Source organism: Sphingobium cyanobacteriorum (assembly GCF_030580935.1).
GTDB lineage: Bacteria > Pseudomonadota > Alphaproteobacteria > Sphingomonadales > Sphingomonadaceae > Sphingobium > Sphingobium cyanobacteriorum.
Genome location: NZ_JAUQOM010000004.1, coordinates 20,116 through 35,069, shown reverse-complemented (window position 1 = coordinate 35,069; position 14,954 = coordinate 20,116). Strand labels below are relative to the sequence as shown.

Annotated in this window: 15 protein-coding genes; 3 read left to right on the top strand and 12 right to left on the bottom strand. The window is 63.1% G+C overall.

The annotated features are described in order from the left end of the window. The 5 genes from Q4610_RS10520 to Q4610_RS10500 all read right to left on the bottom strand — a co-directional run bounded on the left by Q4610_RS10520 (nucleotide 1) and on the right by Q4610_RS10500 (nucleotide 4,524). The gene (locus tag Q4610_RS10520) at nucleotides 1-327 is read right to left on the bottom strand and encodes a DUF3325 family protein (RefSeq protein WP_304535903.1); all 327 of its coding nucleotides are present in this window, start codon (nucleotides 325-327) and stop codon (nucleotides 1-3) included. Then, the gene (locus tag Q4610_RS10515) at nucleotides 324-1,817 is read right to left on the bottom strand and encodes a PepSY-associated TM helix domain-containing protein (protein WP_304535902.1); all 1,494 of its coding nucleotides are present in this window, start codon (nucleotides 1,815-1,817) and stop codon (nucleotides 324-326) included. Before Q4610_RS10515 ends, Q4610_RS10520 begins: the two co-directional genes overlap by 4 nt. After that, on the bottom strand, nucleotides 1,814-2,185 hold the full coding sequence (locus Q4610_RS10510; protein ID WP_304535901.1) for a ketohydroxyglutarate aldolase: 372 nt from the start codon (nucleotides 2,183-2,185) through the stop codon (nucleotides 1,814-1,816). Before Q4610_RS10510 ends, Q4610_RS10515 begins: the two co-directional genes overlap by 4 nt. Continuing rightward, the gene (locus Q4610_RS10505; RefSeq protein ID WP_304535900.1) at nucleotides 2,136-2,450 is read right to left on the bottom strand and encodes a hypothetical protein; all 315 of its coding nucleotides are present in this window, start codon (nucleotides 2,448-2,450) and stop codon (nucleotides 2,136-2,138) included. Before Q4610_RS10505 ends, Q4610_RS10510 begins: the two co-directional genes overlap by 50 nt. A gap of 523 nt (nucleotides 2,451-2,973) precedes the next feature. Next, a complete protein-coding gene (locus tag Q4610_RS10500; protein ID WP_304535899.1) occupies nucleotides 2,974-4,524 on the bottom strand; it encodes a cryptochrome/photolyase family protein in 1,551 nt (516 codons plus the stop codon). 32 nt (nucleotides 4,525-4,556) lie between these two features. Between Q4610_RS10500 and Q4610_RS10495 the strand changes: the two genes are divergently transcribed. Continuing rightward, nucleotides 4,557-4,715: a DUF2256 domain-containing protein gene (locus Q4610_RS10495; RefSeq protein WP_304535898.1), complete on the top strand. Its 159-nt coding sequence runs from the start codon at nucleotides 4,557-4,559 to the stop codon at nucleotides 4,713-4,715. A 100-nt stretch (nucleotides 4,716-4,815) separates the two neighbouring features. Here Q4610_RS10495 and amyA read toward each other — a convergent pair whose 3' ends face one another. The 5 genes from amyA to Q4610_RS10470 all read right to left on the bottom strand — a co-directional run bounded on the left by amyA (nucleotide 4,816) and on the right by Q4610_RS10470 (nucleotide 10,342). Further along, on the bottom strand, nucleotides 4,816-6,303 hold the full coding sequence (amyA, locus tag Q4610_RS10490; protein WP_304535897.1) for an alpha-amylase: 1,488 nt from the start codon (nucleotides 6,301-6,303) through the stop codon (nucleotides 4,816-4,818). 64 nt (nucleotides 6,304-6,367) lie between these two features. Then, nucleotides 6,368-7,264 (bottom strand): Rossmann-like and DUF2520 domain-containing protein, encoded by an 897-nt coding sequence (locus tag Q4610_RS10485; protein ID WP_304535896.1) that lies wholly within the window; start codon nucleotides 7,262-7,264, stop codon nucleotides 6,368-6,370. Nucleotides 7,265-7,268: 4 nt separating this feature from the next. Continuing rightward, entirely contained in the window at nucleotides 7,269-9,155 is a 1,887-nt protein-coding gene (htpG, locus tag Q4610_RS10480; RefSeq protein WP_304535895.1) for a molecular chaperone HtpG, read from the bottom strand. Nucleotides 9,156-9,257: 102 nt separating this feature from the next. Beyond that, a complete protein-coding gene (locus Q4610_RS10475; RefSeq protein WP_304536067.1) occupies nucleotides 9,258-9,602 on the bottom strand; it encodes a hypothetical protein in 345 nt (114 codons plus the stop codon). Between the two features lie 116 nt (nucleotides 9,603-9,718). Then, nucleotides 9,719-10,342 carry a c-type cytochrome gene (locus Q4610_RS10470; protein WP_304535894.1) on the bottom strand — a complete coding sequence of 208 codons (624 nt, stop codon included), beginning with the start codon at nucleotides 10,340-10,342 and terminating at the stop codon, nucleotides 9,719-9,721. Here Q4610_RS10470 and Q4610_RS10465 point away from each other — a divergent pair. Together Q4610_RS10465 and Q4610_RS10460 are read left to right on the top strand one after the other, a co-directional pair. Further along, nucleotides 10,226-12,217 (top strand): TonB-dependent receptor, encoded by a 1,992-nt coding sequence (locus Q4610_RS10465; RefSeq protein WP_304536066.1) that lies wholly within the window; start codon nucleotides 10,226-10,228, stop codon nucleotides 12,215-12,217. The genes Q4610_RS10470 and Q4610_RS10465 overlap by 117 nt on opposite strands. A gap of 195 nt (nucleotides 12,218-12,412) precedes the next feature. Next, nucleotides 12,413-13,015, top strand: a complete 603-nt coding sequence (locus Q4610_RS10460; protein ID WP_304535893.1) for an amidohydrolase family protein — start codon at nucleotides 12,413-12,415, stop codon at nucleotides 13,013-13,015. On the opposite strand, the gene Q4610_RS10455 is transcribed toward Q4610_RS10460, so the two are convergent. Continuing rightward, the gene (locus Q4610_RS10455) at nucleotides 12,964-13,800 is read right to left on the bottom strand and encodes an SDR family NAD(P)-dependent oxidoreductase (RefSeq protein WP_304535892.1); all 837 of its coding nucleotides are present in this window, start codon (nucleotides 13,798-13,800) and stop codon (nucleotides 12,964-12,966) included. The two genes, Q4610_RS10460 and Q4610_RS10455, sit on opposite strands and share 52 nt — an antisense overlap. A 49-nt stretch (nucleotides 13,801-13,849) precedes the next feature. After that, nucleotides 13,850-14,617 (bottom strand): enoyl-CoA hydratase, encoded by a 768-nt coding sequence (locus Q4610_RS10450; RefSeq protein WP_304535891.1) that lies wholly within the window; start codon nucleotides 14,615-14,617, stop codon nucleotides 13,850-13,852. Nucleotides 14,618-14,954 lie beyond the last annotated feature (337 nt).

Here is a 14,954-nt window from a genome sequence, read left to right as displayed (position 1 = left end):
TCAGCCGGGCGCGATCAGGCCCAGCAATATCAGCATCATCGCCACCGGCACGCCAACACGGGGCACGACAGGGCGGTATGTCATGCCCAGCATGACGCCGCCACCCAGCAGCGCCAGCAACCCGACCCAGGCGACCAGCGCCATGCCGGCGTCCGGGCTGCGCCCCAGGCTGAGCAACGACAGGCCAAGCAGCAGCCATCCGGCCATTGCCAGATGCCGGATGCGGGGATGCTTCTGCCATGGTCCCAGCAAGGCGGGCCGGTGGCGCTGCATGTGCGCGGCCAGCGCGAACAGGGCGAGATAGAGCAGCCCGGCCGTCACCATCATGCCGGCGCCACCCGGCGGCGAACCGGCGCTGGCGCCGGCGTGCGCCGCACCTGTTTCCCTATCAGCAGCACAGACGCCGCAGCGATCGTCAGCAACAGGATATTGCCGGTCAGCAGCACGCTGTCGCTGGTCCAGACCGGCCCGATCAGCGCCGCCGCTGCGCAGCAGGCCGCCAATATGCCCAGCAGCCATGGCCACCCCAGCGCCGGCGGCAGGATCAACCCCAGCAGCATGGCGGCGCCCGCACTGCATAGCGCAACCGAAACCTCGGCGTCACTGCGCATCGGCAGGGTCAGCGGCAACAGGCGATTGGCGACCGGAAATGCCGCCATGCCGATGGGCACGCCCACCAGCCCCCCGACATTCAGCCGCTCCAGCACCTGGTTGCCGATCGACAGGGGCGCGCGTTCGCGCCGCTTGACGATCCACAGCGCCATGCCGCTGGCGATCGCCAGGCTCAGCATCGCCCCGCCCAGAAAATAGAGCCAGCGGGTCAGTCCCGATGCGAAATGCGCCATGTGCAGGCCATAAATGGTCTGATAGGCCCGCATCCCGGCGCGCTTTTCGGTCCACGCCTTCAGCAGCCTGCCTGTGGCCCCGTCGAAGCTCATTTCGGCGGGCAGATAGCCGATCGCCTTGTCCTCGACCGGATAGAGGGTGACGACTGCCGCCGCATCGCCCGGATGAAAGATATAGACCCGTCCCACCGGCGCGCCGAAATAGCGCCGTGCCTGGTCCAGCATCGGCGCGATCGGGGCGAGCGGCGCTCTGGTCCCGCTGGCCGCCCGGCTGACCGCGCCGGGGGTCAGGTCGGCATAGAGCGCCGTCAGATTTTCGCCATAGGCCGCGGTCATGCCCCATGGCATGTTGAGCGACGCCAGCGTCAGCAACCCGGTAAAGGTGATCATGATGTGAAAGGGCAGGGACAGGACGCCCAGCGCATTATGGCCGTCCAGCCAGGATCGTTGCCCCTTGGCCGGACGGAAAGTGAAGATATCCTTGAAGATGCGCTTGTGCGCGATGATGCCGGTGATGATCGCCACCAGCATCAGCATCGCCGCCAGCGACGCCAGCAACCGGCCCCAGGGATAGGGCAGTTCCAGCTCGAAATGGAGGCGGTAGAAAAATTCGCCGCCCAGCGTATCGCGCGCGACCGGCGCGCCACTGACCGGATCGAGCACCTTGCTCAGATAGGCGCCGCCGCTGTCATAGGTCGCCTCGACGCTGTTCGATCGGTCGTCGGGCGCGGTCAGATACCAGCCGGTTGCCCCGGTCGCATGGGTCGACAGCCATGTGGTCGCGGCCAGCAGCGCGCTGTGCGGATCGGCGGCGCCTATACGCTCCGGGCGCATCCAGCGGCCGATTTCCGGCCTGAATATGCTCAGCGTCCCCGCCAGGCACATGATGAACAGGACATGGCCCAGCAACAGCCCGGTCCAGCCATGCAGCCAGGCCATGCACTGGCGCGCGCCGTTACGGATCATGCTCATGCCCTGGCGCCCGCCAGCCAGACGCCCCCGCCCAGCACCAGCGCCGCCATCACGACGCCGGCCAGCGCGCGCCATGGTCCCCGTGCCAGAAACGCCCAGATGGTGACGCCCGGCGCGACCAGATAGGCGATCATCGTTGCGGTGACGGTCGCCTCAGCCCGGCTCATGGGCAGGGTGCGCGCCAGCATCGCCGCCGCCAGTGCCGCGACCAGATAGGCGCCGATCGTGCCTGTCAGGATGCGCAACGCCACATTGGCGCGATAGCGCCAGCCATGGTGTCGCTGCCCCGTGCCAGTCGCCACGCCCTCCGCCACGCCCTCAATGCTCCGCGCGCAGCGGTGCCAGCACAGGATGCGGCGACGCATCATGGGCCTGACCCCGGATCAGATGGCGATCGATGATGCTGTTCGACAATGGCGTGTCGCGCCGCGCCAATGCCAGGCCGGTTGCCGTGCCCGGCGCCTGACCGCTGCTGTCAATGCCTGTGCCAACGCCTGCGCCAAGGCAGATGCCAACGCCGGTGACGATGATGGGGGCCTCACTGACCGGTCGCGGTTCGCCCTTTGCCGCCCAGGCCCGGCTGGTGAACGGCATCGTGCCGGACAGAAGGGGGAAGCGGACGGGTACGTGCATTGTCATTCCTTGCCAGGGCGTGGCACCCGTTAAACCGGAACAAAATGCGAGTCAAACGCATTAGCATTAAAATGCTGTCCTTCCTGTTGGTCGCGTCCATGACCCCATGATGGGGATCGGTGCGCCATGCCGATGCCCGCATGCTTCATCGCCATCCCCGCGCAGGCGGAAAGCCATCTCCCAGGCTATCATCATGATGTTGCCTCAGGAGAGGGATACCCGTCGGCGCGGGGATGAGGTGAAAATCCTTGAACAGGGCGTTGCGCATCTTTTGATATTACACATAAGATACGATCATCTAATATTTGGAATATAAGGTAAAATCAGAAATCTGGAGCAGTTCGTCCGATGCCATGGGATCGCAAGCCATATCCCGCCGCGCCAGCGCGATCCTGACGGCCAGGCATCATGATGGTCCGCTATCTCAGCGGTCCATGCCGGCGATAAAATTTAACATAAACGTAATTTTATCGTATATTTGGAAGGGCGATCCGATCCGCCAACGCGTTCGGCCTGCTCGCGTTCAGCGCGCCCAGCCCGGTGCCGCTGGTTCGAGGCTGTCGAGGAATGTGGCGGCGCTGGCGCGATAGGCTTCGCGGATGTCGGGTTTCATTCTGTCCCAGTTGGCATAGATCTGGACCATGCGGCGGTTGCGGCGGAAGCGTTGTTCATGCCGGGCTAGAAATTCACAATATAATGCGTTGAACAGACAGGCTTTCGAGCCGACCTTCTGCTTCACATCATAGGCGCAGCGACCGCAATGGTCGGACATGCGATTGATGTAGGCGCCCCCGCCGGCATAGGGCTTGGTCGCCAGTCGCCCGCGGTCGGCATGCGGGCTCATGCCGATGACATTGGGCAGTTCGACCCATTCATAGGCATCGGCATAGACGACAAGAAACCAGTCCGCGACCGCCTGAGGCCGCACGCCGGCCAGCATGGCGAAGTTGCCGAGCACCATCAGGCGCTGGATATGATGGGCATAGGCATGATCGCGGGTGTTGCGGATCGCTTCGGCCATGCAAAGCATGTCGGTTTCGCCGGTCCAGTAGAAATCGGGCAAGGGCCGCGTCGCATCCAGCGCGTTGGCCTGTGCGACATCGGGCATTTCCAGCCAGTAATAGCCGCGCACATATTCGCGCCAGCCAATGATCTGGCGGATGAAGCCTTCGGCCGCGTTCAGCGGCACGTCGCCCGCAGCATAGGCGTCCGCAGCGGCCTGTGCGACGTGGAGCGGCGTCAGCAGGCCAAGGTTGAGCGCGGGGCTGAGCCAGCTATGGTAGAGCCAGTCCTGTCCCGTCACCATCGCGTCCTGATACGTGCCGAAATCAGGCAGCGCGGTGCGGATGAAATGGGCAAGCGCCCGGCGGGCCTGCGTCTCCGTGACCGGCAGCGTGAAGGTTTCAAGCCGTCCAAAATGATCCGCATAACGGTCATTGACCAGCACAATCACGTCATTTGTCACGGAATCGGCGGTGAAATGCATCGGTTCGGGGTAGTTTAGCCCCTGTTTTGGCGGCGCGCGATTGTCCTTGTCCAGGTTCCACGCGCCCCCTTCGGGCTGTCCGTCGCCGGTCATGAGCAATCCGGTCTTGCGCCGCATGGCACGGTAGAAAAATTCCATTACGAGATCGCCGCGCGCCTGCGCCCAGGTCTGAAATTCCAGAATCCCGCAGATGAAGCGATCGTCGCTTAGTATCTCGACCGGCAGGCCGAAGCGCGCGGCCCAGCCCTCGATCATGGCCTTGACGCGCCATTCCCCCGGTTCGACGATGCGGATGGACCGGGGATGGTGACGGGCAATGGCGCGGGCGACCTCCCCCGTGAAGCTGCCGCTATTGTCCGGATGGTCGAGCGGGACATAATCGACCGTCCAGCCCGCCGCGCGCGCCTCCTGCGCGAAGTGGCGCATCGCCGACAGAATCAGCGCAATCTTGCATTTATGGTGCCGGACATAGGTGGTTTCGTCGGCTACCTCCATCAGCAGCAGGACGGCGTCCTGTTGCGCCACGTCGCGCAGCGAAGCGAGATCATGGGTGAGTTGATCGCCCAATATCGGTATAAGGATGGTCATGGGGCCAGGATGACGGTCGCGGGCGGCAGGGGATGATGATGGTTCACAAGAAACTGACCCTTCCGACCAAGATATGCGCAACGTGCGCCCGCCCCTTTGCGTGGCGCAAAAAATGGGAGCGCGACTGGGACGCCGTGCGATATTGTTCGGATAAATGTCGCAGCGCGTCCAGTGGCAAGCGCCCCGGATGACATCGGGCTTTGCCTGGCCCAGCCCGCCGGAGGTTCAGCGCGGAAAGACCTGGGCATTTGCGCCGCATCAGCCCTTGCGCGCGTAGTTAGTCTGCGCGCTTCATCCCACGTCACAGGCTGACCACACGCTGACGCTGCCACCGTTCACCCGAACCGTCACCGTGCCATGATCGTCCGCCACGACATCTTCCTCGCAATGCCCCAGATAGTCGCGATAGCGCACGCCCGCATGGTCCGCGCCCAGTTCGACGGTCTTGTCCATCCCCTCGCCGTTCGACAGGATGGTGATGCACCCCGGCGCTTCGGCAGTGCCATGGCGGACGAAGGCGATGCAATGCGGGTCGTCGAACAGATCGGTCTGCGGCCCATGGGCAAAGCGCTTGCGCACCTCCACCAGCCGGGGCAGGCAGGCGATTGCCGGCATGTCCACCTCATGCGACTGGCCGTCATCGCCTTGATCGCTGTAGCGCGCGCCGTAAAGATCAGGATAAAAAAGGCACGGTACCCCCTGCTCACGCAGCAGGATCAACGCATAGGCCAGCGGCTTGAACCAGGGTTCGACCGATGCCTCCATCGCCTGAAGCGGCTGGGTGTCGTGATTGGCGACCAATGTTACCGCATGATCGGGCAGCGCGGAAACCAGCGTGTCGTCGAAGATGGTCCGCATGTCGAAATCGCCGCCGGCCTTGGACGCCTCGAAGAAGCGATGATGCAGCGCCACGTCGAACAGCATCAGTTGCTTGTCGACCTGGTCGAGATACTGGCGCAGCACCGCCATGTCGGGGTGCCAATATTCCGCGACGACGAACAACTCGCTATCCACCGTTTCCCGCACATGGCCCACCCAGTCGCGGAAGAACCAGGCCGGAATATGCTTCGCTGCGTCGAGCCGGAAGCCGTTGCACACCACCTGCTCCGGTAGCCAGCGGCCCCAATATTTCAGTTCCTCATAGACCGCATTATTGCGAAACTCGACGTCCGAACCCATCAGATAGTCGAAATTCCCCTTTTCATCATCGACTTCACGGTTCCATTCGCCGTCACCATATTCGTTGACCAGCCGGAATATGCCGTCGTCGTCCGGGTCTTCGATATGGTCGATGCCGCTGAAGCACTTCATATCCCATATGAACTGCGAATATTGGCCGTTGCGTCCGGGAAAGGTGAAGCGGGTATAGGCCGATGCTTCGAAAACATGATCCTCGATATCGGTTCGATTCTCCGGATCGGCGCGGCGCACCTGCACCCGCTCCTTCTCGTCCGCGCCCATCTTGTGATTGAACACGACATCGTGGATCACGCCGATACCGGCATCGCGCAGGGATTGGGCCGCATGCACCAGCCCGGCGCGGTCGCCATATTTGGTCGCCACGGAACCCTTCTGGTCGAACTCGCCCAGATCGAACAGGTCATATATGTCATAGCCCACCGACCAGCCGCCCGACGCGCCCTTGCAGGCGGGCGGCAACCAAATGTCGGTGACGCCCATGTCGGCAAGGGCGGTCGCCTTGTCCGCGACCTCGCCCCACAATCTGCCGCCGTCGGGATAATACCAGTGGAAGAATTGCAGCATGGTCCGCGCGGTCATCGTCGCTCCAGTTCGTCCGAGGGCAACCGCAGAACATTCCGCGCGGGTAATGGTTGCCCTGTGGTCAGCAAATTCCCGATGACGGCGTCTGATCCAGCATGGCCCGCAGGCAATCGGGACGCGCCGTGCCATCTGCCCGCTCCAGCGCATCGAGCGTCGCGCGTGCCATGGCCCGATAGGGCGCCAGCAGCGGCGGGCAGTCCTGACGCATGGCGGCGACATGCCCCGCGATCGTGCCTTCGTCGCCCCGCAGCAGCGGACCGGACAGGCCCGCCATCCCACTGGCGAGGCTGTTGTCGAGAGCGGCGCGCGCAAGCGGGGCGATCAGGGCGGCGGGATCATCCACGCCCGCCGCTGCCAGCGCTTCGCAGGCGTCCGCGATCAGGGTGACGAGGTGGTTGGAGCCATGGCACAGGGCCGCATGGTAGAGCGGCCGATGCGCTTCGGCGACGTCCACCGCCACCCCGCCCAGTCGGGTTACGACGGCGCGGGCCGCGACGCTGGCCTGTTGCGTCGATCCGGTCACGGCGAAGCGCGCACCCGTCATCCGGGCGACTTCGGCCTGCGGATCGCCCGTGAAGGTCATGGCGGGATGGATGGCGGCCGTCAGCCACCCCCTGTCCTGCAACGGCGCCAGCAAGGCGGCCCCGCTGCCGCCGCTGACATGGAAGGCGAAGGGCGATGCCGGACCGTCGAGCGTGGCAAGATCGCCAATGACCCGTCCCATCGCATCGTCCGATACGGCGATGACGATCAGGTCGCATGTCCGCCCGATGTCGGCCAGGTTCCGCGCGGCACAGCCATGGCCGATTATGGCCACGGCATCCGCGGCATGGTCGGGATTGCGCCCCCATATCCGCGCCGGCGCCGCGGAATGGGGCGCCAGCGCCAGTCCGATCGCGCGGGCGACCCGGCCCGTGCCGACGATGCCGATCTGGCGATAGGGGGCGCTGTCCGCCATGCCCCTAGTCGACGACGCGGCGCATCAGCCTGTCGAGCCGTTCGGCAAAGGCGCGGGCGTCGGCGGGCTGCTCGCCATCGGCGATCCGCGCCTGATCCAGCAGGAGATGGGCCAGGTCGGCCTTCAGCCCGTCCGCCTCGTCCGCCGCCGCCAGTTTGCGGATCAGCGCATGGGCCGGGTTGATCTCCAGCACGGGGAGCGCCGCCTGCGGCAATTGTCCGGCGCTGGCGAGCAGCTTTTCAAGCTGACGGTCCATCCCGCTTTCGGGGGCCACCAGGCATACTGCGCTCGTTGTCAGGCGTTCGGACGCGCGCACGTCCGACACCGCGCCGGCCAGTGCCTCCCTGGCGAAGGTCAGGAAGGCGTCGACGTCGCCGGTTGCGGGCTGTTCGGGCTGTTCGCCATCCTGTGTCAGCGGGATGAGGCTCAGATCAGCCGCCCCTTGCGTGACCGACTTGAACGGCTTGCCGTCATGGTCGATGCCCACGGTCGTCCAGAAATTGTCCACCTGATCGGGGAGCAGCAGCACCTCGATCCCGCGCGCGCGAAAGCCTTCAAGTTGCGGCGACGTGGCGAGGCGGTCGAGATCGCTGCCGGTCGCATAATAGATGGCGGTCTGGTTTTCCCTTATGTCGGCGACATAGTCCTTGAGCGAGCGCCAGCCATCCTGCGACGCCGTCGTCCTGAACCGGGCGAGGCCGAGCAGCGTCTCGCGCCGTTCGAAATCCTCATACAGGCCTTCCTTGAGGACGGGGCCGAAATTCTCCCATATCTGCCGATAGGCATCCGGGTCGCTGTCCGCGACCTTCTGCAAATCGCTCAGGATCCGGCCGGTCACGCCTTTCTGGATCGTGGCCAGCACCGGGCTGTCCTGGATCATCTCGCGCGACATGTTGAGCGGCATGTCGGCGGAATCCACCAGGCCCCGGACGAAGCGCAGGTAACGGGGCAGGATTTGCGCCTCGTCGGTGATGAACACGCGGCGCACATAGAGTTTGATATGCCCCTTGCGATCGGGGTCGAACAGATCGAACGGCTTGGTCTGCGGGATGAAGGTCAGGACCGAATATTCATACCGCCCTTCCGCCCGGTAATGGATCGTGCGGGCTGGCGCATCATATTGACCCGCGACACTGCGATAGAAGTCGGCATAATCGGCCTCGCTGATCTCCGCGCGGGGTTTGAGCCACAGCGCCGCGCCGTCGGCAATGGCCGTCCCTTCCGCGTCTGGCTTTTCAAACAGGGTGATCGGCACGGGCACATGGCCCGATTGCGCCTTGACGATGCGCTCGACGGTGAAGCGATCGGCATAGGTTTTGGCGTCGTCCAGCAGATGCAGCACGACGCGGGTGCCGCGCGCGGGCGCTTCGTTCAGGTCCACGGGCGCAATCATGTAGGTGCCCTGTCCGTCCGAACGCCACCGCGCCGCTTCGTCCGTGCCAGCGCGACGGGAAAAGACCTCGACCTCGCGCGCGACCATGAACGCGGAATAGAAGCCGACGCCGAACTGGCCGATCAACTGCGACCCTTCCTTGCCCGCATCGGCCGCTAGCCGGTCCATGAATGCCTTGGTCCCCGACCGGGCGATGGTGCCGAGCGTCTCGCCCATGTCGGCGGCGGTCATGCCGATGCCGTTATCCTCGATCGTCAGGCGCCCCTGTTCGGGATCGAGGATCAGGCTGATGCGCGGTTGCGCGTCGTCGCCCAGCAGCGCAGGCGTCGCAATGCCTTCATAGCGCAGCTTTTCGCAGGCATCGGCGGCGTTGGAAATCAGTTCACGCAGGAAAACGTCACGGTCCGAATAAACCGAATGCACCATCATGTGCAGCAGCTTCGACACGTCCGCCTCAAAAGCGTGGACCTGCGGTGCTGCGTCGGTATCAGTCGTCATGCTGCAAAAACCCCTTTGCCATATCGAACGCGCCGGAAATGGCGGTCCACATCGCATTTTGCAAGCGGGCCGGTGGGCGGAACGTGTAAATGAGACAGGCGATCAGCGCCGCTTCTTTGCCGTCGTGGCGGTAAAGTCCGGCTCCTTGGTCGCGACCCAATCGACGAATTTCCGCACGGCAGGGTTGGCCAGCAAGGCGCCGACGTCCATGCCATGCCGCTGAAGTTCCGAATTGGTGAAATTGGTGATCAGCGTCTGCTGGCAGATCGGATGCATTGGCACCACGTCCCGTCCGCCCCGGCTTTTGGGGACGGGATGATGCCACACGGTGGTTGTTCCCATAGGCCTGCCACACAGCCAGCAGGCCAGGTCCGGCGCCTGAGCCTCCGCCTCATTGTCCTCAGGGACAATTTCATAGCTGCCTTGCTTTGGATGTTTGCGAGCCATGGCGCTGTCTTGATTCCCCGTTGCACGAGGCGCGCCTATAGCGGGCGGGATCGGAATTGCCAAAGCGCAAACCCCCGATCGCCGCCAAACGGGCGGTCTGCCGCAAGCAAGATTGCTTACTTCGCGCCGCCATGCGCGCGCCAGTCGGCATTGCTGCGTCGGATATATTGGCGCAGCGCCGCCAACTGCGCATCGTCAAATTCTTCAAAGCGCGGCATGCCGTTCGGCACCAGCACACCGTCGCGAACGACAGTGGCGAAGGTCGCCGGATCAAGCGGCACCGACGATGCCCGCAAATCGGGCGCGTGGCCCGCAGCGATCGCATCCACTCCATGGCATACGGCGCAATGCCGGGCATAGGTCAGCATGCCGCGCGCCTCCGCAGGCGCGTCGGGCGCAAAGCCGGGATCGTTCGTCGGCGTAACGGGCGCGGCCTGCGATGCCGGCAAAGTCCCCCGTCCGCCGATCGCAAAGGTGAGGATGCGGCGTGCCTGGGTGCGATAATCTATGCTGACCGGCAACAGGGCGCCGAACGCTGCGCCGCTGGTGCCCATGCCGGTGATGACCGTGACATATTGCTTGCCATTGACCGCATAGCTGATCGGTGGGGCCGTGACGGGCGCCTGCGCCGAAAAGCGCCACAACAGCTTGCCGCTGTCGGCGGCATAGGCGTTGAACTGGCCGTCGATGCGGCCCTGAAATACCAGATTGCCGCCCGTCGCCGTGACGAAACGCTGCAACAGACGCCCATCGCGATCACCGCCTTTTCGTCCGCGCAGCTTGAAAACAAGGCCGCAATCAACATCGGCGATCTTCAGGGTGCGGCACCCAACGTGCTGATCACCAATCAGAATAGCGGGGCGGCCGCCGCCAACGTGTCGATCCGCGGCCTGACCTTCGCCGACGTGGAAAAATCCTTTGATCCTACGGTCGGTGTTGTCGTGGATGGCGTGCTGGCAGCGAAGGCTTTTTACTTCCACAATCAAAGTGACGGCTATTATCGCAACGTCATCCGCAACAAGCGGGTGGGCAAGAGCAATAACGAGAATTTCGGCGCCAGTATCCTGTTCACCCCCTCCAGCAACTTCGACGCGCTGCTGACGCTGGAAAAGCAGGTGCAGGATTTCGAGCCGGTCAATTCCAGTATTTCCAACAGCAGCGAAGCCTTTTGTAACCAGGCCATTCTGGACGCGGTGATCGGTGTCCCCGGTCTGGTCGCCGCCGCGCCGGCCAATCAGTGCAACCGCAACACGACGGACGATCTCTACACCGTGTTCGGCAGCCCGACCCGGTCGCACTATACCGCGCCCGCCGCGACGCTGGAGATGAACCTGGACCTGGGCGGGGTGAAGCTGACGTCGATCACCGGCTATCGCAAATCGGACGAGGATCAGACGCAGGATTTCGATTCCACCAGCGCCAATCTCTATTTCGTCAACCGGGTGCAGGATTTCCGCCAGTTCAGCCAGGAATTGCGGGCCGCAGGCAAGATCAGCGATGGCTTCGACTATGTCGTGGGCGCCTATTTCTACGACTCGAAATATAATCTGACGCAATATACCCAGTTCGGAGGCTTTCCAGCCCCCACGCAAACGGTGACGGGCACATCGCAATCCTATGCTTTATTCGGCGACTTCAACCTCCAACTGATCGACAGGGTGCGCCTGTCCTTCGGTGGTCGCTGGACACATGACAAAAAGACCAACGAGAATTTCGTCGAGCCCAACCAGTTCCCCAAAGCCGGCTACTCCGGCAGCAAGTTCACACCCAAGGTCGGGCTGGATTTCCGGCCGTCCGATGATCTGATGCTCTATGCCTCCTGGTCGCGGGGCTATCGTGCGGGGGGCCTGTCAGGGCGTGGGCAGACGCTCATATCCTCGACGACGCCCTATGGCGCTGAAACGGTCGATTCCTATGAACTGGGCTTCAAGAGCGCGTTTCTCGACAAGCGGCTGCTGTTCAATGTCGCGGGCTTCTATTCCGATTATAGCGACCTCCAGCAGAATACGACGATCCCCATTTCCGGCGGCATCGGCAATGAAACGGTCGTCACCAATGTCGGGTCGGCCAGCATCAAGGGCATAGAGGCGGAGTTGGTCGCCAAGCCGGCCACCGGCCTGACGCTGACTGCCTCGCTGGGCCTGTTGCGGTCCAAGTTCAAGAATTTCATTACCCAGGCGCCGGTCGGCGGGGTGCTGACCACGTTCGACTATTCGGCCAATAACCTGATCTACAATCCGCGCGAAACCCTGTCGCTCACCGCTGACTATGTTGTGCCGGTCAGTTTTGGCGAAGCGAAATTCAATGTCAGCTATCGGAACATCGCACCCTATGACCAGCAGATTTCGGTTGGCCCGACCACGACCAGCAGCAGCGGCGTCGTGATCGTGGGCGGCAACGATCCGCGCGTGCGGTCCGATCGCCAGGGCCTGCTGGATGCCAGCGCCACGCTGGAATTCGACCTCAACGGCCATAAGGCGCGCGTGACCGCCTATGGTCGCAACCTGGCCGACGATCGCGGCCCCAATGCGGCGCTGACGGTTGCGGGCCTCTTCTCCTTCTCCTCAGCCCGCGAACCGCGCACCTATGGCTTGCAATTTGGCTATCAGTTCTAAACTGGGGGACATTGAGGGTACACCTCGCCGCCGCCATCATCTGGCTAGGGTGCATGTGGATCAGTTCGAGGTGCTGCTGTGGGCTGTCGGCATCGCTTACGCGTTGTAGGCACCCACGCCAGCTATTACGCCTGCACGGTCATCGCTGGCGACCGCTCACCCGCAGGCAAAGGCGACATTGCCGCCAAAGACGGCGTGATCGCGGCAATCTCGAAAGACCTTGGCCCTGTTGAGGCCAAGCTGGCAATAGACGCCAATGGCCTGATCGTCGCGCCCCGCGCGATTGATCCGCACGCCCATTTTGATGCGCAGGTCCATTGGGATCCGTATTGCTCGCCCCGTACGTCGCACGGCGCCACGACGACCCTGATCACCCGCTGCGGCTTTGGCCAGGCTCCGGCTCGCCCGGAAATGCGCGAAAGCACGATGGCGATGATGGAAAGCACAGAGCGGGTTCTGCTGGCCGCGCTGGCCTGGACATGGGAAACATTCCCGGAATGGATGGCGCATCTCAAGGCTCTGCTTAACGAGGCGATGGATCTGGGCGCGGCCGGTTTCTCTTTCTCGCGGATGCTCGATACCAGCAATCACACCGACTTCGACGGTACGCCGATGCCAACCGATATCCGGCCGCCTGAGGATTTCTACGCGCTGGCGGCAGTGCTGGGGTGGCCAAACGGGTGCCTGATCGCCTGCGCAGGATCGATCCGCCAAGCCTCCGAGGCAGCGGCGGACCGGCATATGCTTCAATCCATTCGGACCCCGCCATCCACATTGATCGTCTGCCCGGTGATGTAGGATGCTTCCTCACTCAGCAGGAAGGCGATCATCGCGGCTTGTTCATCGGGCCGGCCTTGCCGACGCATGGGGACGCCGCGCGCCACATTTTTTTTGACCTGATCGAAATTGACCCGGCCGGATTGGTCGGCGGTGCGCTGAAAGGTGCCGTCCATCATATCCGTGTCCACCGAACCCGGGCACACGCAATTCACCCGGATGCCGATACGGACAAGCTCCTGCGCCAACTGCTGGGTAAAGCCGATGACCGCGAATTTCGAGGCGCAATAGGCGCCATAGCCAGCCATGCCTGTCCGCCCGGCCAGAGAGGAAAGATTGACGATCGCACCGCCTTTTTCGGCTTCGCGCATCGCCCGCGCAGCAGCCTTCGACACATAATAGGTGCCGTTAAGATTGATATCTAGCGTGCGCTGCCACAAGCTGTCATCCAGATCGATGATCGGCGACGATCCTGCGCCGCCTGCGGTGCCGGCATTGTTGACGATGGCATCGGGCACGCCGATTTCGCGCCGGGCCTGATCGAACATCGCGGTTACCTGGTCAGCCTGCGTCACATCGCAGGTGATCGCCATGGCGCGGCCCCCGGCGGTCCTGATCTCATCAGCGATGCTCGCCGCGCCGCGCCATCCAACGGCCTTTTCGTCGTCGGGGAAACTGGCCGGGTCACGGGGTGCTTCGGATATGACGACAGCGGCGCCGTCTGCCGCGAGGCGAAGCGCAGCTGCTCGTCCAATGCCGCGCATCCGACCGGCCCCAGTGACAAGCGCTATTCTGCCTGACAGCATAAGATATCCTTCCCTTTAACGATCATTCTGTCAGGCGCCTGCTTCAGCTTCAAGCGGTGCGGCCCCGGTCCAGCACTGCGCCACGGCGCGCTTCGAGCGCTTCAGGATTCAAGCGGCTGTTATAGGCGGATGCTTCCCGACCTTCATGTGCCAAGGCATCGGCCAGGGCCATGCCATAGCCGACATCAATCAAATTCTTGTACCGCTTTATCATTTGCGGATCGGCGCTGGCGATGTCGGCGGCCAGTGCCCTGGCCTTTACCATCAACCCGTCGACCGGCAGGATTTCGTTGACCAGACCCCAGGCAAGCGCGGTTTGGGCATCAATGAAGTTGCCCGTCAGTGATAGTTGCTTGGCGCGCGAGATGCCGACGATCCGCGACAATCGCTGCGACAAGCCCCAGCCGGGGATGACACCCACGCGCGCATGGGTGTCGGCGAACCGCGCATTCGGGGAGGCAATAAGAATATCGCAGGCGAGCGCCAGTTCGAAGCCGCCGGTGATGGCGATGCCGTTGATCGCGCCGATCACGGGCTTGGTCAGTTTCGACAGCGCGGCCACACAATCCTGGGCGTCGCTATCGCTGCCAAAGGTGATCGTGCCCTGTCCCAATTCCTTGAGGTCAAGGCCGGCGGAAAAGGCACGCTCGCCCGCCCCGGTCAGGATGATGACATCGACCGTTTTATCCTGCTCAAGCTCGATAAATATGCGCGCCAGTTCCGTTTGCAGCGACAGGGACAGCGCATTGAGCGCCTCTGGCCGGTTAAGAGTGACCGTCGCGATGCGTTCAGCGCGTTCCAGTATGACCAGCGACATTGACACGATCCAATATTATTCATGGGGGAATACGACGCTCTTGTCCGGTGCATATCAGCGGGTTTGCTATGCGTCGACCCCCGAGCGGTGCACCGAACGGCAAATGCGCAATATTTCATTGTCCGATTGATTAGTCCTGGACAGAGTGCTAACGAGCGGGCGTGAGTGGCGGGATCAAGCGGGAATAAAAGCAGGTGCGGGCATGACCATAGCATGGATTAACAGTTCCCATGTCTGCGTGCGCCATGTTGCCATCATGATCATCCAGTCGAAAGTGGCTTGGGAATGAAAGGTCGCGCCGGCATATCGGCGGATCGCCACGCACTATGGAAACGAT